This window comes from Stackebrandtia nassauensis DSM 44728 (assembly GCF_000024545.1).
GTDB lineage: Bacteria > Actinomycetota > Actinomycetes > Mycobacteriales > Micromonosporaceae > Stackebrandtia > Stackebrandtia nassauensis.
The window spans coordinates 4,187,343-4,207,858 of sequence record NC_013947.1 but is presented as its reverse complement, the minus strand read 5'-3'; the positions used below and the strand labels follow the sequence as shown (position 1 = coordinate 4,207,858).

General features: G+C 69.8%; 20 protein-coding genes and 2 pseudogenes. 17 read left to right on the top strand and 5 right to left on the bottom strand.

Translation table 11 applies throughout. The features are described from left to right. Positions 1 to 298 precede the first annotated feature (298 nt). A complete protein-coding gene (locus tag SNAS_RS19445; RefSeq protein ID WP_013019166.1) occupies positions 299 to 1,789 on the top strand; it encodes a peptide MFS transporter in 1,491 nt (496 codons plus the stop codon). A 244-nt stretch (positions 1,790 to 2,033) separates the two neighbouring features. On the opposite strand, the gene SNAS_RS19440 is transcribed toward SNAS_RS19445, so the two are convergent. Both SNAS_RS19440 and SNAS_RS19435 read right to left on the bottom strand, forming a co-directional pair. Next, positions 2,034 to 3,386, bottom strand: a complete 1,353-nt coding sequence (locus SNAS_RS19440) for a DUF7927 domain-containing protein (RefSeq protein WP_013019165.1) — start codon at positions 3,384 to 3,386, stop codon at positions 2,034 to 2,036. A 49-nt stretch (positions 3,387 to 3,435) separates the two neighbouring features. Next, complete coding sequence (locus SNAS_RS19435) at positions 3,436 to 4,368, bottom strand: LysR family transcriptional regulator (protein WP_013019164.1); 933 nt, start codon at positions 4,366 to 4,368, stop codon at positions 3,436 to 3,438. A 26-nt stretch (positions 4,369 to 4,394) separates the two neighbouring features. Here SNAS_RS19435 and SNAS_RS19430 point away from each other — a divergent pair, with 26 nt between their 5' ends. The 5 genes from SNAS_RS19430 to arsC all read left to right on the top strand — a co-directional run bounded on the left by SNAS_RS19430 (position 4,395) and on the right by arsC (position 8,112). Continuing rightward, entirely contained in the window at positions 4,395 to 5,306 is a 912-nt protein-coding gene (locus SNAS_RS19430) for an NAD(P)-binding domain-containing protein (protein ID WP_083787168.1), read from the top strand. A 21-nt stretch (positions 5,307 to 5,327) separates the two neighbouring features. Beyond that, positions 5,328 to 5,729, top strand: coding sequence for a RidA family protein (locus tag SNAS_RS19425; RefSeq protein WP_013019162.1), 402 nt, complete (start codon positions 5,328 to 5,330; stop codon positions 5,727 to 5,729). Between the two features lie 111 nt (positions 5,730 to 5,840). Then, the gene (locus SNAS_RS19420) at positions 5,841 to 6,404 is read left to right on the top strand and encodes a TetR/AcrR family transcriptional regulator (protein ID WP_013019161.1); all 564 of its coding nucleotides are present in this window, start codon (positions 5,841 to 5,843) and stop codon (positions 6,402 to 6,404) included. Beyond that, a complete protein-coding gene (locus SNAS_RS19415; RefSeq protein WP_013019160.1) occupies positions 6,401 to 7,768 on the top strand; it encodes an FAD-dependent oxidoreductase in 1,368 nt (455 codons plus the stop codon). The genes SNAS_RS19420 and SNAS_RS19415 overlap by 4 nt, the downstream gene beginning before the upstream one ends. Beyond that, the gene (arsC, locus tag SNAS_RS19410; RefSeq protein WP_013019159.1) at positions 7,765 to 8,112 is read left to right on the top strand and encodes an arsenate reductase (glutaredoxin); all 348 of its coding nucleotides are present in this window, start codon (positions 7,765 to 7,767) and stop codon (positions 8,110 to 8,112) included. The genes SNAS_RS19415 and arsC overlap by 4 nt, the downstream gene beginning before the upstream one ends. A gap of 17 nt (positions 8,113 to 8,129) precedes the next feature. Here the strand turns inward: arsC and SNAS_RS34210 are convergent. After that, positions 8,130 to 8,648: pseudogene (locus SNAS_RS34210) on the bottom strand (GrpB family protein); the annotation flags it as partial. Positions 8,649 to 8,677: 29 nt separating this feature from the next. Further along, positions 8,678 to 8,872 (bottom strand): hypothetical protein, encoded by a 195-nt coding sequence (locus SNAS_RS19400; protein ID WP_041625054.1) that lies wholly within the window; start codon positions 8,870 to 8,872, stop codon positions 8,678 to 8,680. Positions 8,873 to 9,051: 179 nt separating this feature from the next. Here SNAS_RS19400 and SNAS_RS19395 point away from each other — a divergent pair, with 179 nt between their 5' ends. The 7 genes from SNAS_RS19395 to hemQ all read left to right on the top strand — a co-directional run bounded on the left by SNAS_RS19395 (position 9,052) and on the right by hemQ (position 15,594). After that, positions 9,052 to 10,422: a family 43 glycosylhydrolase gene (locus SNAS_RS19395; RefSeq protein WP_013019157.1), complete on the top strand. Its 1,371-nt coding sequence runs from the start codon at positions 9,052 to 9,054 to the stop codon at positions 10,420 to 10,422. A 54-nt stretch (positions 10,423 to 10,476) separates the two neighbouring features. Next, positions 10,477 to 11,292 (top strand): class I SAM-dependent methyltransferase, encoded by an 816-nt coding sequence (locus SNAS_RS33005; protein ID WP_013019156.1) that lies wholly within the window; start codon positions 10,477 to 10,479, stop codon positions 11,290 to 11,292. 75 nt (positions 11,293 to 11,367) lie between these two features. Continuing rightward, positions 11,368 to 11,589, top strand: coding sequence for a hypothetical protein (locus SNAS_RS19385; protein ID WP_041625053.1), 222 nt, complete (start codon positions 11,368 to 11,370; stop codon positions 11,587 to 11,589). Between the two features lie 92 nt (positions 11,590 to 11,681). Beyond that, a complete protein-coding gene (gene hemE, locus SNAS_RS19380; RefSeq protein ID WP_013019155.1) occupies positions 11,682 to 12,719 on the top strand; it encodes a uroporphyrinogen decarboxylase in 1,038 nt (345 codons plus the stop codon). Continuing rightward, on the top strand, positions 12,716 to 14,149 hold the full coding sequence (hemG, locus tag SNAS_RS19375; protein WP_013019154.1) for a protoporphyrinogen oxidase: 1,434 nt from the start codon (positions 12,716 to 12,718) through the stop codon (positions 14,147 to 14,149). The genes hemE and hemG overlap by 4 nt, the downstream gene beginning before the upstream one ends. A gap of 22 nt (positions 14,150 to 14,171) precedes the next feature. Beyond that, positions 14,172 to 14,828, top strand: coding sequence for a TetR/AcrR family transcriptional regulator C-terminal domain-containing protein (locus tag SNAS_RS19370; RefSeq protein ID WP_013019153.1), 657 nt, complete (start codon positions 14,172 to 14,174; stop codon positions 14,826 to 14,828). Between the two features lie 58 nt (positions 14,829 to 14,886). Further along, positions 14,887 to 15,594: a hydrogen peroxide-dependent heme synthase gene (gene hemQ / locus SNAS_RS19365; RefSeq protein ID WP_041626541.1), complete on the top strand. Its 708-nt coding sequence runs from the start codon at positions 14,887 to 14,889 to the stop codon at positions 15,592 to 15,594. Positions 15,595 to 15,597: 3 nt separating this feature from the next. Here the strand turns inward: hemQ and SNAS_RS37685 are convergent. Continuing rightward, positions 15,598 to 16,608 (bottom strand): annotated as a pseudogene (locus SNAS_RS37685) (AAA family ATPase). A 134-nt stretch (positions 16,609 to 16,742) separates the two neighbouring features. Between SNAS_RS37685 and SNAS_RS33000 the strand changes: the two are divergent. The 4 genes from SNAS_RS33000 to SNAS_RS19340 are packed head-to-tail and all read left to right on the top strand — an operon-like array spanning position 16,743 to position 20,396. After that, on the top strand, positions 16,743 to 17,951 hold the full coding sequence (locus SNAS_RS33000; protein ID WP_144300568.1) for a DUF4129 domain-containing protein: 1,209 nt from the start codon (positions 16,743 to 16,745) through the stop codon (positions 17,949 to 17,951). Further along, positions 17,948 to 18,463, top strand: coding sequence for a hypothetical protein (locus SNAS_RS19350; RefSeq protein WP_013019149.1), 516 nt, complete (start codon positions 17,948 to 17,950; stop codon positions 18,461 to 18,463). The genes SNAS_RS33000 and SNAS_RS19350 overlap by 4 nt, the downstream gene beginning before the upstream one ends. Further along, positions 18,463 to 19,842 (top strand): DUF58 domain-containing protein, encoded by a 1,380-nt coding sequence (locus SNAS_RS19345; protein WP_013019148.1) that lies wholly within the window; start codon positions 18,463 to 18,465, stop codon positions 19,840 to 19,842. Before SNAS_RS19350 ends, SNAS_RS19345 begins: the two co-directional genes overlap by 1 nt. Continuing rightward, on the top strand, positions 19,839 to 20,396 hold the full coding sequence (locus SNAS_RS19340; protein WP_013019147.1) for a hypothetical protein: 558 nt from the start codon (positions 19,839 to 19,841) through the stop codon (positions 20,394 to 20,396). The genes SNAS_RS19345 and SNAS_RS19340 overlap by 4 nt, the downstream gene beginning before the upstream one ends. Positions 20,397 to 20,516: the final 120 nt, after the last annotated feature.

Here is a 20,516-nt window from a genome sequence, read left to right as displayed (position 1 = left end):
TGAACGTCTGTCAATTGATTCACTGCTGTTTCGCGCACCTGCTCGCCATTGTCGTGTTCTGCCGTGAGGTCGCCAGGCACAACGCGGCGCACAGTGTAACGACCCCTGAAAGCGAAATGTTTCCGGACCGGGCGTCGCGGGGCGCGTGGATTTTTTCATCACCGTCTATACAGACACGCTTTGCCTCCGGAAATGACGCGGGACGTGGGCAAAACCACATACGGTTCATGATGTCCGCAAATCGGGCATAACACTACCTGCGTCCACCGGGTTCACAGCGTCGTGATGGGGGTCCGCGATGACCGAAGGCACAACCACCGCTTCGAACGACCGTAGCTTCTTCGGACATCCCTGGGCCCTGGCGACGCTCTTCTCCACCGAACTGTGGGAACGCTTCAGCTTCTACGGCATGCGCGCCATCCTGGTGCTGTTCCTGACCGCCTCGGTGGCCAACGGCGGCTGGGGATGGGCGGCCGGGGACGCCAACGCCCTGTACGGCGTCTACAACGGCTTCGTGTACCTCATGGCGCTGCCGGGTGCCTGGATCGCCGACCGGCTGATCGGCGCCCGACGCTCGGTGCTGTGGGGCGGGGTCATCATCGCACTGGGCCACTACAGCCTGGCGCTGCCGTGGCAGCCGACGTTCTTCCTCGGCCTGGTGCTGATCGTGTGCGGCACCGGTCTGCTGAAGCCGAACATGTCGGCGATGGTGGGGGAGCTGTACCCTCGCGACGATCCGCGCCGCGACGCCGGGTTCTCGCTGTTCTACATGGGCATCAACATCGGCGGTTTCGTCGCGCCGCTGATCACCGGCTACCTGGCCGGGAACGTCGGCTGGCACATGGGCTTCGCCGCCGCCGGGGTCGGCATGACCATCGCCGTCATCTGGTACGTCGTCGGCGGACGCGGCATGGGCGACCTCGGCCGGGAGGTCGTCAAGCCGTTGGTGGAGGGCGAGTCGGCGAAACTGGTCCGCAACGTGCTGATCGGCGGTGTGCTGTCGATCGCGGCCTGTGTGGCGGCGGTGTGGGTGCTGACCGACGTGGCCGGGATGGGCTCGTCCACGGCGATCCTGCTCGTCATCACCTTCGTGCCGATCATCGTGGCGGTCGTGTACTTCGTCCGGATGTTCGCCGACCCGGGTATGACCTCGGTCGAACGCAGCCGGGTGCACGCTTACGTGTACCTGTTCGTGTTCGCCGCGGCGTTCTGGCTGATCTACGACCAGGCCGGTTCGGTGATCAACCTGTTCACCGAGAAGGACGTCGACCTGGACCTGCCGCTGGTGGGGCAGGTGTCGGCGGCGATGTTGCAGTCCATCAACCCGATCCTGATCATTATCGGTTCGCCGCTGGCGGCCATCGTGTGGCTGCGGCTGGGGCACCGGCTGTCGACGCCGGTGAAGTTCTGCTTCGGTCTGATCTTCAACGGGGTCGCGTTCATCCTGATGAGCTTCGCCGCGATGGCGGCCGTCGGCGGCGAGAAGGTGTCACCACTGTGGATCGTGGCGGTATACGCGATCCAGGTCGCCGGTGAGCTGTCGCTCAGCCCCGTGGGGCTGTCGGCGACCACCAAACTGGCACCCGCCGGATACCTGTCGCAGATGCTGGGCCTGTGGTTCTTGGCCAACGCGGTCGGCGACGCGATCGGCGGCCAGGTGGCCCGGCTCCAGGGACCGCTGGGCGACCCGGGCTACTTCAGCATCCTGGGCGGGGCCAGCCTCGCGCTGGGCCTGTTCGCGGTGCTGTTCGCCAGAGCGCTGCGCAGCCTCATGCGCGGTATCCACTAGCGGGTTCAACCGACGCGGAGCCCGGCCGCTCGGCGCGGCCCCGCCGGCGCTTCGCGCGGCGGTTCAACGGCTGCGGCCCGTCCCGTCGCCTCGCGCGGCACGTCAGCGCGCGCGGCCAACGCGGGAGCCCGGCCGCTCGGCACGGCCCCTCGCGCGGCGGGTGCTTCAACGGGTGCGGCCCGGCCGTTTCCCGCGCGGCGGGCACGTCAGCCCGCCTGGTCCCGCTGCCGTCTTGCGCGGCGCGTCAGCGCGCGCGGCCCGGCCGTCGCGAGGCCAGCCACAGTGCCGCGCCGCCGAGCAGCGCGACCGTCGCGAGCGCGAACAGGCCGCCCACAGGCGCGCCGGTCACCGGCAGGAAGATGCCGGTGCCGGAGTCGTTGACGTCCACCTTGGGCCGGGGCGGGAAGCTCAGCTTCACGAAGCACTCGGACGCGGGCTTCTTGGCCGAGCAGTTGGTGTCGGTGCCGCCGATGACGGTGCTCTCCAGCTTGCCGTCGCCGGGACGGGGGTTCTTGACCGTCACCGAGTAGGTCAGCGTCGCGGTGGCCTCGGCCGGGAGCGTGCCGGTCCATTTCAGGGATCGGCCCTTGAACACGGACTCGCCGGTGCTGGCGGTGACGTCGAAGGGGCGGGTGGCGTCGTCCAGTGCCCGCGACAGGTCGACGCGGAACGACGCGTCCTCGACGGGGGCGTCGCCGTTGTTGGTGACCGTGATGGTGTGGACGACGGTGTCGCCGGGGCCGATCCGCTGGGGTGTGGCGGTCGCGTTGATACTGACGTCGGGCACCGGTACCGACAGCGCGACCTGCTGGAGCAGCGGTTCGGCGCCGCTGATGCCGATGTCGGCCGAGGTGTCGCCCGCGGCGATGACGCCTTCGGGCAGCGGCGTGTCGGTGATGTGGGACCCCGCCGGGGCGATCGCGGTGCCGTTGACGCTCAGTCGGGTGTCGCCGTATCCGGTGGCGCTCAGGCGCGGCGCGGCGGTGCCGAAGCGCCGGAACCCGTCCAGCCGCAGCGCGGACTCGGACGCGGTCAGCGCGCCCCCGTAGATGGCGACGTGTCGCTTGACGACGCCGTCGGCCCGGCCGCGCGGCAGCTCGTAGGCCACGGTCAGGCTCCAGCCTGCCGCGCAGTCCCCGGCGCGCACGCCCTCGACGGTGACGGCGGTGCCGCCCGCCAGCCCGGACAGTCGCTTCGTCACGTCCGCCTCAGCGGTGTCGCCGCCGGTGACCCGGCCCGGCACCGTGGCCGCCTCGGCGTCGCCGACGCGCAGCCGCGTCGACGCCGTCGGGGCGTCGGTTCGGCACGCCTCGCCCAGGCCGCTGGCCCACGACAGTCGCGCGTGCGCGACCGTGGCGCCCTCGGGGATGCGCAGCCGCGCCGAACTGGCTTCGGCGCAGTCGTGGCCGCAGGCGGGTTCCCGGTTGCCGATCGTCGTGACGTCGCCGTACAGGTCGGCGGAGAACCGTGACGCGAGCCCGGAATCGGTGATCGCGGCGTCGGCACCGGTGCCGGTGACGCCGATGCTCGTGCTGATCGCGATCGCCGTGACCGCTACCGCTGTGATCGTGAGACGCGTGTGCCGAAACAGCTTCATGGGACATCCTCACAACACCGTTGGCCTGAGTGTAATGAGGTGAGCACTTTCAGTTACGGTTTCCGGGTATTTGGATGTTTAGCTCTTTGACGAGTCGTTCCGCCTGTGCACACAGGACGTCCACGAAGGCCCGGACCGCCGGTGCCGGTTCGATTTCAGGCGCGGTGGCCGCGTAGATCCCGCGCACCGGCGTGGTCGCGGAGTCCACAGGCACCAGTGCGATGTCGGGTCGTATCGACGCCGCCGCCAGCGCCGGGATCAGCGTCACCCCCAGGCCCGCCGCCACGAAGCCCTGCTTGGCGGTCCATTCCCGTGCCACGTAGGCGATGCGTGGCGCGAAGCCCTGGCGCAGCGCGGCGCTGATGAGGGTGTCCTCGGGGGTGGGGTTGCCCGCGATCCAGTTCTCGTCGGCCAGTTCGGTGAGCCTGACGCGTCGGCGGTCGGCGAGCCGGTGCCCGGCGGGCAGCGCGACGGACATCGGTTCGTCGCACAGTTTCCGCAAGCTCAGCGGTGGCAGTGCCGCGATCTGCGGTGGGTAGCCATTGAGGACGGCCACGTCCAGTTCGTCGCGGGCGACGCGCGGGGCCAGTTGTCGGGTCAGGTCGTCGAGGTGGGTGACGGTGACGTCGGGGTGCGCGGCGGTGAACCGCGCGATCGCCTGCGGCACCAGCGTCACACCCACGGTGGCGAAGGAACCGACCCGCACCCGACCGGCGGCGAGCCGTCGAACGTCACCGATGTCCTTTTTGGCTTCATTGAGCCTCGCCAGGACGGCCTCGGCGTGTCCCAACAGGAATCGGCCGGGTTCGGTCAGTCGCACGCCCCGCGCCAGCCGGTGGAACAGCACGGCGTCCATCTCGGACTCCAGTGCCGCGACGTGACGGGAGATCGCCGACTGGGTGTAGCCGAGGTCCTTGGCGGCGGCGGTGAAGGACCCGGTGCGGGCTATGGCGCGGAACACCTCGAGCCAGGCGGTTTCCATGGGAGCTCCAGTTATGCGCATTCCGCATGGATCTCATGCGAAACATTCGTTGGTCGAATGGCTGGTTCGAGCATAGCGTCGCAACCGTTCACACCGGATCACCAGTGAGGAAACCGACGATGCCGACCACGGCGATATTGGGACAGGGACGCATGGGCGCCGCGATGGCGGCGCGGCTGCGCGAACACGACGCCGACGTGAGGGTGTGGAACCGCGATCCGGCGCGCTGCGAGGCGGCCCGCGCGGCCGGGGCCACCGTCGCGGCCAGCGCCGCCGAAGCGGTCACCGAAGCCGATCTGGTGCTGGTCATGCTGGCCGACGGCCCGGCGGTGGCCGAGGTGCTGGCCGAGGTGGTCCCGGCGCTCGGAAGCGAGGCGGTGGTGGTCCAGATGTCCACCATCTCGCCGGACGAGACCCGGGCGCTGGCCGCGAAACACCACGCACTGCCGCTGTTGGACGCGCCGGTCAAGGGCAGCGTGCCGCAGGTGCTGGCGGGATCGCTGGCGATCCTGACGGCGGGCGCCAAGTCCGACGTGGACCGGGCCCGTCCGGTGCTGGAGCACCTGGGAACGATCGTCGACTGTGGCGCGATCGGCGGCGGTTCGGCGGCCAAACTCGTCGTCAACGCCGCGATGATCGCCACCGCGACGGTGCTGGCGCAAAGCTTCGCGCTGGCCGCCCAGCTGGGTCTCGACGAGGCCGCCACCCGCGAACTGCTGTCACAGACCCCGTTGAGCCCGGCCCTGCGGCGCTACGACCCCGACGGCGGCGACTTCCCGGTCTACCTGGCCGCCAAGGACGTCCGGCTGGCCCACGAGTCCGCCGAGGGCCTCGCGGTCTTCCAGGCCGTGGAGGCCCACCTCAACCAGGTCGCCGAATCCGACGCACAGGCAGGACTGTGGACGGTCGTGCGTCAGGCCGTCGCGACCTTCGAATAACCACACCGGAGAGGAAAACCCATGCGCAAGACCTACGACAACCCCGAGGCCGCGCCGAAACCCGGTGGCCACTACACCAACGTCATCAAAGTGGAGTCCGGCGACTCCGTCACGCTGCACCTGTCCGGGCAGATCGCCCTCGACCACGACGGCGAGGTGGTCGCGCCCGGCGACATGACCAAACAGTCGCATGTGGTCATGGAGATCATCGGCAAGCTGCTGGCCGCCCACGGCGCCGGATTCGACGACATCGTCAACATCCGCACCTTCCTGACCGATATGGACAGACTGCGGGAGTACGGCGACGTGCGCCGCACCTACTTCGACGGCGAACCCCCGACCAGCACCACCGTCGAGGTGACACGGCTGTTCCGTCCCGGCGCGCTGCTGGAGGTCGAAGTCGTCGCGGTGATCGCCGCCTGAGTCCTTTAATCCACGGTGGACGCGCGGATCGCGCGTCCACCGTTTGGCATGCGTCGAACCGGCGTGCTAACGTCTCCACCAACCGGTTGGTTGAGAGACGAGGATCGATACATGCCGAAACCCACGGCCAGCACCGACCGCAGGCAACAGCTGGTGGAGGCCGCCTTCGACGAGATCGCCGCCAACGGCTTCGAGGGCCTGCGCACCCGCGCGGTGGCCCGCGCCGTCGGCATCGACCACTCCACCGTCCACCACCACTTCGCCACCAAGGCCGACCTGATCGCGGCCGTCGTCGACCACGCGATCGCCCCGTTCCGCACCGGCAAACCACTCACCGGCAGCCCCGCCGAGCAGCTGCGCGATCACCTCAACCTGTTGGTACGCCTCATGCGTGAGCGTCCCCGCCTGTTCATCGTCCTGCGTGAACTCGACCTGCGCGCGACCCGCGACGACAACATCCGCGCCATTTTGGCCGAACGCGACAACCGGTGGCGCGACACCACGACCACCCTGTTCCGCCAACCCGGCTGGCACTCCGACACCGACCCCGAGGCCGCCGCCGAACTGGTGATCGCGGCCGTCAAGGGCGCTTCCTTCGCACCCGACCCCGATCGCGCCGCCGCGGCCATCGACGAGTTGCTGCGGCTGCTGACTCCCCGTGAGGAACGACCATGACCACGATCGCCATCATCGGCGGCGGCAACGGCGGACTGTGCCTGGCGCAGGGCCTGGCCCGCGCCGGAATCGACTTCACCGTCTACGAACGCGACGCCACCGTCACCTCCCGCGAGCAGGGATACCGTGTCCACATCGACCCGAACGGCAGCGCGGCGCTGGCCGAGTGCCTCCCCGAGCCACTGTGGAACGCGTTCGTCGCGACCGCCGGTGAGGCGGGAACGGCGGGCTTCGGGTTCCTGACCGAGAAACTCGCACCACTGTGCCTGGTCGAGCCGGAGATCTTCCGGGGCGGCCACGACGACCCCGCCAGCGGCCACCACGCGGCCAGCCGCGTCACCCTGCGGCAGATCCTGTTGGCGGGCCTGGGGGACCGGGTGCGATTCGGCAAGGAGTTCGTCGACCACGAACAACTCGACGACGGCCGAGTGCGCGTCAACTTCGCCGACGGCACCAGCGCCGAGGCCGACTTCGTGGTGGCCGCCGACGGCGCCAACTCCCGGCTGCGGCGCCGCGTCCTTCCCGCGGCCTCGCGTGTGGACGTCGGCGCGATGGGCATCGGCGGCAAACTGCCGCTGGCCGGTGCCGACTGGCTGCCGCACCACCTGGCGGCCGGGCTCAACGTCATCATGCCGCCGCGCGACTTCCTGTTCACGGCCGCGTTTCAACGCCGCCACACCGAAACCGATGCACGGGCACTGCTGGCCGAGGACATCGCCGCGGCGGGGCTGGACGTTGCCGAACTGTTCCGGCACTTCGAGAACACCGACTACATGATGTGGGCGTTCGTCCTGCCCACCGGCACGGTCGACATCGACAGCCCCGGCACCGTCCTGCGCGACCTGGTGCTGGAGCGCGCCCGCGACTGGGACGAACGGCTGCGGCGCGTCCTGGCCGAAACCGCGCCCGACACGATCAACGCCTTCGCGTTCCGGGCCGCCACCAAGGTGAAACCCTGGCCGACCGGCAATATCACCCTGCTGGGCGACGCGATCCACAGCATGCCGCCCACCGGCGGCGTCGGCGCCAACACCGCGCTGCGCGACGCGGCGCTCCTGTGCCGCGCGCTCACCGACGTCGACAGGGGACGCTCGTCGCTGCGCGAGGCGGTGGCCGGATACGAGAAGGAGATGCTCAAGCACGGCTTCGCGGCCGTCGACACCTCGGTGACGCGAGCCCGGCAGGCGCTGTCGGGGCGGATCGCGCGCCTCGGCGGTCGCACCTTCATGCGCGTGTGCGGCGCCGTGCCGCCGCTGCGCCGGGCGGTGTTCAAGACCCGCTGGACCGAACCGCCGCGCACCGGCTCGGACGCGCCACCTGCGACGTCGGACACCGACGACGGCCGGATAGCCTCACGTCCATGAAAGCGACCGTCTTCCACAATCCACGTTGCAGCAAGTCCCGGCAGGCCCTCGACCTGGTCAACCAGTCCGGTGCCGAGGTGACCGTCGTCGAGTACCTCAAGGACCCGCCGTCGAAGGCAGAACTGGCGAAACTGATCGCCGACGCCGGACTGGCGCCCCGCGACGCGGCCCGGCGCAAGGACGCGCTCTACAAGGAACTCGGCCTGGACAACCCGGACCTGTCCGACGACGAGGTCATCGGCATCATGGCCGACAACCCGGCCGTGATCGAGCGTCCGTTCGTGGTGACGGACAAGGGAACCCGACTCGCCCGTCCCACCGAACTCGTTAACGACATCCTCTGACCCCTCAGGACGGACGCGACGAACGCGGACTTGCCCTCGGTGTACGCCTCCCGGTCGTGGCCGCACCGAGCGGCGAGCCCGCGTTTGAGCGCCGCGTACTCGGCGACGAGCGCGGCATCGCCGCGCAGCGCGTCGCGGAAGTCGAGCTGATCGCGCCACCGGGCATTCCCGGCCGCGATGACGTGCAGGTGAGCCTCGCGATGCCGCCCGGAAGCGTCCGGTTTGACGAAGAACCGCCGCCAGGACCGCCGGTCTAGTTCGGGCGGGACGTAACACCAGCCCAGCTCGGCCAGCCGCGCCGCGTACCCGGCGACCACGGCGTCCGGGTCGGCCACCGAGGCCATGACGTCGACGATCGGCTTGGCGGCCAAGCCGGGAACCGACGTAGAGCCGATGTGCTCGACCCCGTCGACCAACTGATCGGCGAGCAGCCCCGCCACCGACGCGACCTCACGCTCGCCCCGCACCGCCCACGCCGGATCGTAGGGGCTGACCTCGGCCGCCTCGGTTGCCCACCCAGGGATCGCTTCGCTCATCGCGACACGCTAACGCGCCAGTGCGACGGTCAAGCCCGGTTGGCCTCGGTGAGCCGCGGGTCCACCTCGCCGCCGCCCTCCCGGTCATGCCACAACCACGCCGCCCGAGCCACCTCGGTCTGCGAGGTCTTCGGGTCGGTCTCGATCTCGTAGGTCCACTCCTGCCCGCCCGCCGAGCGAAGAGTCACCGTCCACTTCACCTGTTCAGTTCCGCGCTTGCTCACCCGAGCACCATGTCACACGGACGATCGCCGTCGGGCGCTGCTGGCGAATCCCGGCCCGCCCCGAGCCGGACGTTCGGTTTCGTTCGGCTATAGCAGTTTTATCGTTGTAAACCTTGTCTGGAATCTTTGATTTCAGTACTGTTTCACGATCAGCCCCCGATTGTGAAAGCCCGGCACCCATGCTCACAAACGCCCTGTCGTTCGTCCGTAGCCGCAAACTGCTCACCCTCGGCATCGCCGCCGCCATCGCGGTGTCGTCCGCCGCCTGGATCACCCTCAGCCCCGACGCGAAAGCCGAGGGCGCCGACGCCAAGGCCGTCGCCCCGCAGATCGTCATCGGCGGCAACTTCCCCGACCCGGACGTCAGCAAGTTCGGCGACAAGTACTACGCCTACGCCACCAACGGCGGCCAGAACCTCCCGGTCGCGACCTCCGACAAACCCGGCGGCGAATGGGCCATGACCGGAGCCGACGGCCTGCCGAAACTCGGCGCCTGGGCCCAACCGGGCCGCACCTGGGCCCCCGACGTCTCCCAGCGCCCCGACGGCTCCTACCTGCTCTACTACACCGCCCACAGCATCAGCCCCGACCGCCAGTGCATCGGCGCGGCCACCTCCGCCAAACCCGAGGGCCCCTTCGAACCCGTCGGCGACAAACCCATCGTGTGCCCCGCCGACGAAGGCGGCGCCATCGACGCGTCCTCCTTCACCGACGGCGACAAGCACTACCTGATCTACAAGACCGACGCCAACGCCATCGGCAAACCCCCGGTGGTCTACCTCCAGGAGACCAGCGCCGACGGCGTCAACTTCATCGGCGACCGCATCGAGATCCTGCGCAACGACCAGGACGCCGAACGCGGCATCCTGGAAGCCCCGGTCATGGTCAAACAGGGCGGCAACTACGTCCTGTTCTACGCGGGCGGCGAATACTGGAACGACAGCTACTTCACCAGCTACGCCACCTCCACCTCCCTGACCGGCCCCTTCAAGAAGGCATTCCGCCCCCTCATCACGGGCTCCAGCGTGGACGGCGCCGTCAACGGACCCGGCGGAGCCGACGTGGTTCGCGGCTCCGACGGCGTCGACCACATCTTCTTCCACGGCCACGTCGGCGACGGCCGCAGCGTCTACCTGGCCGACCTCGGCTGGGCCGGAGACCTCCCGGTGGTCCGAGGCAGCCGAGTCCGCTACGAAGGCGAGAACGGCAAGGTCAACAACTGCAAGGTCCGCGACAACGCCGCCGGCGCCTCCCAAGGCAAAGTCGTGGCCTACATCGACCACGCCGACAGCTATGTGGACATCGACGTGTACACCCCCAGCGCGGGCAACCACACCGTCTCGGTCGGCTTCGCCAACGGCTCCCAGGAACCCTCCAGCCACAAGGTCTCGGTCAACGGCACCGAAGTCGGCGCGGTGACCTACCCGATCACCGGCTGGGACAACTGGCAACAGGCCAACGTGGACGTCGACCTGAAAGCTGGCTGGAACACGCTGCGCTTCGGCAAGGGCACCGCCTTCGCCGAACTGGACTACATCGAGGTGCGCTGACCGCCACGAAAATCGGGCGCGCCGGACGGCGGATGATGCGTAGCGTCGTCCGGCATGACCGACCCACAGTTCCTGGCCCGCAGCTACGAGGCTTACGCCGAGGTCGAAGCCGAGTTCAACGACGCCCTCGACGTGAGCCTCGACCCGTGCGGGCCGGGCATGCTGTTCGACCTCGTCGCCGAGATCGGCCTGCCAGCCGGGGCCAGGGCGCTGGATGTGGGTTGCGGCGAAGGTGGCCATGCGTTCGAGCTGGCCGACCGGTTCGGATTGCGAGTCCACGGGGTGGACCCGGTGCCGCGTCACATCGATATCGCCAAGAGCCAAGCCCGTCCTGAGTCGACGGCTGCGGTGACGTTCGAGGCGGGGACCGCGCAAGCCCTCCCGGTCGCGGACGCGTCCGTAGACCTGGTGTGGTGCCGCGACACACTGTGCCATGTGGAGGACCTGGACGCGGCTTACGCCGAGTTTCGCCGCGTCCTCAAACCCGATGGGACGGCGCTGGTCTACCAGATGTTCGCCACCGACACTTTGGAGCCGAATGAGGCGGCGTGGCTGTTCTCGACGATGGGTTGCATCCCGTCGAGTATGGACCCGACACGTTCCGAAGCCGCGATGATGGCGTCGGGGTTGAGCATTGAACGGCGGCTCGTCCTCGGGACGCAGTGGGGCGAACGGGGGCAGGAAACGACGGGTAAGGGCGGCCGGAAACTGCTCCACGCCGCCAGGCTGCTGCGCGAGCCGGAGCGTTATGTGAGCCGGTATGGACGCTCCAACTATGACATCGCGCTCGGGGACTGTCTGTGGCATGTGTATCGGCTGATCGGCAAGCTCAGCGATCGGGTCTATCGGCTGCGGAGGCCGAGCGGGTGAGACTCGTGGCACAGGCGATGGGGAACGTGGGCCGTTTCTTCTACGATTCGAGGTCCTGGCGAGTAAGGAGTCATCATGGCCTCGTACCTAGACGTTCCGGTGCTGGAGGGGACGCTGGTCCGGTTGGAGCGGTTGGGGGCCACGTTTGAGGGGGTGTTGCGGAGTTGGTCGTTCTCGTGGGCGCCCGGGGAGGACGGGCGGTTGCGGGATTCGGCGATGTTCTCGGTGGTGGAGTCGGAGTGGCCGTTGGTCAAGGCGGGGCTCGCGGCGAGGGTGGCGCGGTATTCGGGGGGTTGATGGGGCGGTTTTGGGTGTGGCGGCTGTGGTCTGGGTGACCACGGCGTGGTCACGTCGCGGTTCGAGCGCTGAGCGTGGGACCATGACTCGCTATGACTACTGAAGACGTCTCGCAGTCGCCGTTCCTGCGAGCCTGCCGGGGGGAGGAGACTCCGCGTACCCCGGTGTGGTTCATGCGGCAGGCGGGCAGGTCGCTGCCGGAATACCGGGCGCTGCGTGCTGATACTCCGATGTTGACGGCGTGCCGGACTCCCGACATGATCCGGGAGATCACCATGCAGCCGGTGCGCAGACATGGGGTGGACGCGGCGATCTTCTTTTCGGACATCGTGGTGCCTCTGGCCGCTGTCGGTGTGGACGTCGATATCGTTGCGGGTACTGGACCTGTTGTGGGGCAACCGATCCGGGACATGGCGGGTGTGGAGGCGTTGCGGGATCTGACTCCTGAGGACGTGCCGTACATCACCGAGGCCGTGGGGATGCTGCGTGAGGAGCTGGGGGCCACGCCGCTGATCGGGTTCGCGGGGGCGCCGTTCACGCTGGCCAGTTACCTTGTGGAGGGTGGGCCGTCGCGGACGTACGCCAAGACCAAGGCGCTCATGCACGGGGCTCCGGACGTGTGGCACGCGCTGTGTGGGCGGTTGGCCGGTATCACCGCGTCGTTCCTCAAGGTACAGATAGACGCGGGGGCCAACGCGGTGCAGTTGTTCGACTCGTGGGCCGGGGCGTTGTCGGCCGCGGATTACGGGATGTTCGTGGCGCCGCATTCGGCGGCGGTGTTGAGTGCCGTGGCCCGGCCCGGGGTACCGCGTATCCACTTTGGTGTGGGTGCCGGGCATCTGTTGGCGGCCATGGGTGAGGTCGGCGCCGACGTCGTGGGCGTTGACTGGCGGATTCCGTTGACCGAGGCGGCCGGGCTGGTCGGGGATCGGGCGTTGCAGGGCAACCTGGACCCGACGACGCTGTTCGCTCCCGAGGACGTGCTGGCCCATGAGGTGCGGCGGGTGCTGGCCGAGGGCAAGGCCGCCAAGGGACACATCTTCAACCTGGGGCATGGCGTGTTGCCGGAGACGGACGCGGACGCGCTCACCAAGACCGTGGAGTACGTGCACAGGTTCAGCGCGCGATGACACCGCGGCACGTCGTCGTGGTCGGTGGCGGTATCGCCGGGCTCGCGGCGGCGCAGCGGTTGCGGGAGCTGGGTGGTCCGGAGCTGCGGATCACCGTGGTGGAGCAGGCGCCTCGGCTGGGCGGCAAGATCCGTACCGGTGAGCTGGCGGGGGTGCCGGTGGAGACCGGTGCCGAGACGTTCCTGGTGCGGCGGCCCGAGGCCAAGGCGTTGGCTGAGACCGTCGGGTTGGGGGCGCGGCTGGTTCATCCGGCGGCGGCTCCGGCGGCATTGGTCATCGATGACGAGCTGCGCGATCTGCCGCGTCGTACCGTCATGGGGGTCCCGGCGCGGGCCGACGATGTGGCGGGTGTGCTGAGCCCGGCGGGCCGTGAACGGTTGGAGCAAGAACCGGTGGGGGACGGGCCGATCCTCGGCGATGAGGACGTGACCGTCGGAGCGTTGGTGCGTAAGCATTTCGGCGACGAGATCGTCGATCGGCTCGTCGATCCGCTGCTGGGTGGTGTCTACTCGGGACGGGCCGATGGACTGTCGGTGGACGTGACGGTGCCGCAGTTGGCGGCTGCCGCTCGACGGCACGACACCTTGGCCGGGGCGGTGGCGGATTGTCTGCCGCCCGTAGCGGGTGCGCCATCGGCGGGTTCGGCCGCGTTCGGGGCTGCCGCTTCGGGTTCGGCTTCGTCGGTCCCGCCAGTCTTCGGTTCCGTCGAGGGTGGACTGTCGCGGTTGGTCGAGGCCACGGCCACCGCCGCCGCAGCCGAGATCGTGTTGGGCAAGCCGGTGCGGGAACTGCGGCGCACGCCCGAGGGGTGGCGTTGCGTCGCCGGTGACACCCGCACGCCGCGCGTCATCGAGTGCGACGCGTTGGTGTTGGCCACGCCCGCTCGTCCGGCGGCGCGGTTGCTGGCCGATGTGGAGGCTGCCGCCGCCGCTGAGCTGGGTGTGCTCGACTACGCCAGCATCGCGTTGGTGACGTTGGCGTTGGGTGGGGTGGAACTGCCGCAGCGGTCGGGGTTCCTGGTGCCCGCGACGGAGGGCCGCACCATCAAGGCCGCGACGTTCTTCACGCGGAAGTGGCCCCATCTGGCGCGGCCCGGGCTCAGCCTCGTACGGGTGTCGTTGGGCCGGTACGGCGAGGAGCAGGTCCTGCAGCGCGACGACGCCGAACTGGCCGACATCGCGCATGCCGAACTGTCGGCTGTGCTCGGCATGGAGTTGCCACGGCCGCGAGCGGTCGCCGTGGATCGCTGGGGTGGCGGGTTGCCGCAGTACTCGGCGGGGCACGCCGACCGGATCCGGCGGGCCCGGGCGGCGCTGGCCGAGCATCCGATCGCGTTGGCCGGGGCGTTGGCCGACGGGGTGGGGATTCCGGCCTGTGTCGCGTCGGGACGGGCCGCCGCCGAGGCCGTCCACGCTACACTTACGACGTAAGAATCAGGGAGGGAGCGTCGTCGTGGCCGGTCGGACCCAAGGTCAACGCGCGGGCCTGACCCGGCAGGCGATCCTGGACGCCGCGCTGCGACTGGCCGACCGCGAGGGGCTCAAGGCGCTGTCGATGCGCCGTCTGGGCGCCGAACTGGGGGTGGAGGCCATGACGCTCTACCACCACATCCCGAACAAGGACGCGCTCCTGGACGGCCTGGTCGAGCAGGTCGTCACGCTCGCCGAGGCACCCCGGTTCGGGCAGGCGCGGTGGCCCGACGTGTTGCGCGACTACGCCCGGTCGCTGTTGGACACGCTGTTGGCCCATCCGGCGGTGCTGCCGCTGGTCGCCACCCGTCCGGCGACCACCCCCGCGAACCTGCGCATGGTCGAGGCGACCCTGGAAGCGTTGTGCCGGGACGGTTTCACGCCCGACGAGGCGCTGGCCGTCGTCTACTCGATGACCGGCTTCGTCGTCGGACAGGCCACGGCCCTGGCCCAGGCCGCCCACGACGACGCCCAGCACACCCGGGGGCAGCTGGAGCAGCTGTCCGCACTGGACGAATCCGAGTACCCGCTGCTGGCGCGGGCCGCGCGCGAGGCCGGGGCGGCGCGGTCGCGGTTCGACTTCGCGCTGGACGCGATGCTGACCGGATTCGACGTGGCGCTGCGGCGCGAGGGTGACTGACCCGGCCAAGGTTCGACCCCATGTAGAACACGGTTGGGGCGTGAGCGAAAATCTGACCATGTCTGAAGGTGCCAATCCCAAAGCCGCGCGTATCAAGGAACTCAACGAGACCATCCGGTACACGATGTGGTCGGTCTTCAAGGCCGCCACGCCGCTGCCGGCGCTGCGAGACGACCTCGCCGGTGAGGTCGAGTCGCTGTTCGGTCACCTCAACGAGAAGGGTGTCACCGTCCGGGGCACCTACGAGGTGTCGGGACTGCGCGCCGACGCCGACGTCATGGTGTGGTGGCACGCCGCGTCCAGCGACGAACTGCAGGACGCCTACGCGCAGTTCCGCCGCACGGCGCTGGGCCGTCACCTGGAACCGGTGTGGTCCAACATGGCCCTGCACCGGCCCGCCGAGTTCAACAAGAGCCACATCCCGGCGTTCCTCAACGACGAGGAACCGCGCGCCTACCTGTGCGTCTACCCGTTCGTGCGTTCCTACGACTGGTACCTGCTGCCCGACGAGGAGCGGCGCACCATGCTGTCCGAGCACGGCAAGATGGCGCGGCCCTACCCGGACGTGCGCGCCAACACCGTGTCGTCGTTCGCGCTGGGCGACTACGAGTGGATCCTGGCCTTCGAGGCCGACGAACTGCACCGCATCGTCGACCTGATGCGCGACCTGCGCGCCTCCCGGGCCCGGCTGCACGTCCGCGAGGAGGTCCCGTTCTACACCGGACGCCGCCGCGAGGTCTCCGAACTCGTCGCCAGCCTGCCGTAGCCGCTACCCGGCCACGGCCCCCTGCTGCGCGGTGTAGCTGGGCATCAGGTTGGTGGCCGGGGCCGGGACCCTGGCGCACACCTCGGCGATCACCGCCGCCGGATCGACCTGCTGCAACCACAGTTCCGGCTTCAGACTGACCCGGTGGGTCAGCGCGGCGGGGGCGACGGTCTTGACGTCCTCGGGGATGACGTAGTCGCGTCCGGCCAGCACCGCCTTGGCCCGCGACAGCAGGGTCAGCGCCAGCGAGCCGCGCGGCGAGGCGCCCACCTGCAACTGCGGGTGCTCGCGGGTGGCCGCGACTATTTCCACTATGTACTGTCCGATGGAGTCGTCGAAGGCGACGTCCTCCAGGGCGTCCTGCATCGCCACCACCGTGGCCGCGTCCACTATGGGCGACAGTTGGGCCTCCTCGCGGCGGCGGGACAGGCGGCGGCGCAGCACCTCCCACTCCTCGCCCCGGTCGGGGTAGCCGAACGTCACCCGCAGCAGGAACCGGTCCAGCTGCGCCTCCGGCAGCGGGTAGGTGCCCTCCTGCTCGATCGGGTTGGCCGTGGCCAACACGAAGAACGGCTGCGGCAGCCGGTAGGTGGTGCCCTCGACCGAGACCTGCCGTTCCTGCATCGCCTCCAACAGCGCGGCCTGGGTCTTGGGCGGGGTGCGGTTGATCTCGTCGGCCAGCAGCAGGTTGGTGAAGATCGGGCCCTGCCGGAACTGGAAGTCGGCCTGCTTCTGGTTGTACAGGAACGAACCCGTCACGTCGGCCGGTAGCAGGTCGGGGGTGAACTGCAGGCGGTTGAAGTGCAGGCCGAGCGTCTGCGCGAATCACCGGGCCGTCAGCGTCTTGGCCAGGCCCGGCAGGTCCTCGAACAGGACGTGCCCGCCCGCGAGAATGCCCGCCAGCACCAGTTCGAGCGACTCCCGTTTGCCCACCACGACCTGGTTGACGGCGTCGAGCACCTCCGTGGCGCGTTTGGTCACCTCGGACAGGGGCATCGAAACGTCGGTGGACATCAATTCTCCTCGTGGGGCCCGTCGGGGATTTCGCGTTCCGCCATTGTGACTCACCGACGCCAGCGCCCCGTGGTGGACGTATCGACATATCCTCTCCTTCGGACGCTCAACCACGCTCCCCGGGAGAACGATTCGTGAGACGACGTTGGCGATCGTGGGCACCCGTGCTGGTGGTGGCCCTCGGGTTCGCCGTCCTGGCCTGGCTGGTCGCCTCGGCGACGCTGTCGGGTCACCGGCTGGCCTCGCCCGGTGTACCCGAGGGGGTGCCGTCCGAGGTGGCCGAGCACCTGCCCAAGGACTTGTACTCCGAGTTCCCCGCCGGTGTCGACCTGCGGTCCGCCGACGCCGCCGACCTGCCGCCGGGGCTGCTGGACAAGCTGGGCGAGGAACTCAGCAGCGAGGAACTGGCCAAGCTGTCGCAGGTGCTGTCCGACGACCTGCTGCTGGAGCTGGCCAAGCGGCACCTGGGGGAGTTCTCGCCCGGCGAGCTGCAGAAGCTGTGGGACAGCCTGGACTCCGACCGGCGGGAGCAGCTGCTGGACGAGCTCGCCGGAGAGCTCACCCAGGACGACGTCGACAAGTACCGCGACGAGCTGACCCCCGAGCTGTACGACGAGCTGTCGGATCACGTCGGCGGGGCCGAACCCGAACCGTCCGACACCCCCGGCGGGGAATCCGGGGAACCCGAGCCCAGCTCGAGTGGCGCCGAATCCAGTGGTGAGAGCAGCCCGACCGCGTCGGCGCAGCCATCCACAGCGCTCGAGTCGTCCGCGAAGGATCAGGCCGCCGACAAGGACCCCGAAGGGCCGCCGGGCTGGCTGCGCGAACTGGGCGAGTTCACGCTGCTGGCCCTGAAGTGGCTGGTGATCCTGGGTCTGGTGGCCCTGGCCGGGTACCTGCTGTACCGGATCGGCGCCGCCCTGTTCGGGTGGTGGCCCCGCAGGCGGGAGAAGCCCGCCCTCGTCGTACCCGAGCCCGAGGAGCCGCGGCCCGAGGTGGAGGTGCTGCGCGAGGCCGTCGCCGAAGGGCTCAGCGACGTCGAGGCCGCGGCCGATCCCCGGCGCGGCGTCATCGACTGCTGGCAGCGACTGGAACGCGCGGCGGCCGCCGCGGGCCTGGCGCGGCTGGCCTCCGAGACCCCGGGCGAACTCGTCGCGCGGGTCATGGCGGCCGCCAACGTCGACGCCGAGGCCCTCACCGAACTGGCCGACACCTACCGCCGGGCCCGGTACGGCCCGCACGCGATCGGCGAGGACCTGCGGCAGCGGGCCGTCGCGGCGCTGGCGGCGGTGGACGCCCAACTGGCCGCCGCACAGCCCGCCGAACCCGTGGAGGCGGTGTGACCGACAAGGGTGTGCTGGGGCTGCGGCGCCCGAGACTCGCGGCGGCGCAACTGGTCTGGTTGCCGCTGCTGGTGGCCGGGGCCGCCTGGCTGACGCTGCGCTCCGTCGACTGGGAAGCTCCACTGTGGCAGTTGTGGTTGCTGGCGCTGGTGATCGTCGCCGCCGCGACGCTGTCGGCTCCACTGGGGAGCCCGTACCTGGAGCAGGACGACCTGCTGCCGGTGCACGCCGAGCCCGGTGCGGCGCGGTCCTTCGGTTCGGTGTCGCGGTGGGAGTCGCGGCTGTCGGGACAGCGCGACGTCGAGGACTTCCAGCGGGTGGTGCAGCAGAACCTGATCCTGGTGATCGCCGAACGGCTGCGGCTGCGGCACGGCGTGGAACTGGCCCACGACGGCCCGCGGGCTCGGCAGCTGCTGGGCGACGAGCTGTACCGCTTCTGCGTCCGCCCGGTCGCTGTGGCGCCGTCGCGGGCGGAACTGGAGCGCCTCATCACGAGAATCGAGCGGATCTGATGTCACTGGGAGCCATGGGCCACCTGTCCGACCGGGTGCGTTCGGCCAGCTACGAGCACCCGAGGTCGACACCGTTCGCGCCGAGGACCGAGACCGACTGGAACCCCACGCCCGCGTTGCGGCGCGCCCTCATCGTCGTCATCGTCGCCCTGGGGCTGGGACTGATCCTGGGGCGCGTGGACCTGCTGCTGGTGTCGATGCCGCTGGCGTTGGGCCTGGCCGCGTCGCTGACTCGGCGCCCGCGCCGCAGTCCGGAACTGCGGCTTTTGGGGATGCCCGAGACCCCGCTGTTGGAGGGCGGTGAGCTGCGGGCCGAGATCGAAGTGTCCAATCCGGACGAGGTGGAGATCGTCGCGGTCGCCCGGCCCCGGGTGTCGCAGTGGATCCGGTTGAGCCACGGCGGTTTCCGGCAGGCGGCGGTGGTGCCCGCCGACGGACACGCGTCGCTGCCGCTGACGGCTGTGACGCGGCGCTGGGGACTGCACCGGTTCGGCCCCATCGAGGTGCGGGCGCTGGCCTGCGACGGTCTGCTGCGGTCGCGGCAGTTGAGCGTCGCCAAGCAGACCCTCACGGTGTATCCCCGCGCGGCGTTGTTCGACTCGCGGCAGTCGCTGCCGCGCGCGGCGGGCCTGGCGGGCGTGCACCACACCCGCCGTCCCGGCGACGGCGGCGAACTGGCGGAGGTGCGCAGGTTCCAGCCCGGGGACCGGCTGCGCAGCATCGACTGGCGGGTGAGCCTGCGGCAACGGGAACTGCACGTCAACGCGACCTATTCGGAGCGCGACGCGGATGTGCTGATCCTGCTGGACGTCCTCAGCGAGGTGGGGCAGCCCGGGCAGGCCAGTTCGCTGGACGTGACGGTGCGGGCGGCGGCGGCCATCGCCGAGCACTACACCTCGCAGGGCGACCGGGTGGCGATGGCCGAGTTCGGTTCCAAGAACCGTCGACTGCGCGCCGGTGGCGGACGTCGCCACTACGCGCTGGTCCAGGACTGGCTGACCCATGTGGACCCGTCGCGCGGCGAGATCCGCGCCGCCGCCGAACGGCAGCTGGTGTCGCGCAAGCTGCCCGGCAGCGCGGCGATCATCATGCTCACGCCGCTGCTGGACCCGCGCAGCACCTCGGGGCTGGCGCGGTTGGCGCAGACGGGGCGGCCGCTGGTCGCGGTGGACACACTGCCGCCGGGGGTGCGGCCGACCCAGCAGCGGGAATGGACCCAGTTGGCGTTTCGGCTGTGGCACCTGGAGCGCGACAACACGCTCAACCGGTTGCGGGCCTTGGGGGTTCCGGTGGAGCGTTGGATGGGGCCGGGGAGTCTGGACCACATGTTGCGGCAGGTCGCGCTTTTGGACCACGTTCCGAAGTTGGCGCGGCGGTGACCGTGACGTGGTGGGGTTGGCTCGTCCGGCAGGCCCGGCGGGCGCTGAGCTTCGGTTTCGGGTTGCGGCTGGGCATCGCTGGCTCGGGAGCGTTGGCGCTGTGGCTGGCGGTTCCGCAGCTGAACCACTGGGGCTGGTACGCGTTCCTGATCGGGACGCTGCCGCTGGTGGCGGCGTTGGCTCCGGCGAAGCCGTTCGCGACCCTGGTGCAGCTCCAGGCCGTGGTCATGTTGCTGGTCAACGGATACCTGGTGGAGGAGATCTCGCCGCTGGTGGCCATCGGCGTGGGGGTGTGCTGCTACCTGCTCCACGCGTGCGCCGCGATGGCGGCACTGTGGAGAGTGGACACTGTGGCCGAGTCTCGGGTGTGGCAGGGCTGGCTGGCCCGCATCGGCGGTGTGGTGACCGTGTCGGCGGTGCTGGCGGGCGTGGTCGTGGCGGTCAGCGGGCAGCCCATCGAGGGCCCGCCAGCGTTGATGGCGGCAGCGGCGGCCTGCCTGGCGCTGGCCGTGGTGTCGGGCGTGGCCTGGCTGTACCACCGCCGCTCCAGCTGACGACGCCCCGTCCGACGGCGTAGCCTCCGCTGGAGCTGGAGCTGGAGCTGGAGCTGGAGCTGGAGCTGGAGCTGGAGCTGGAGCTGGAGCTGGAGCTGGAGCTGGAGCTGGAGCTGGAGC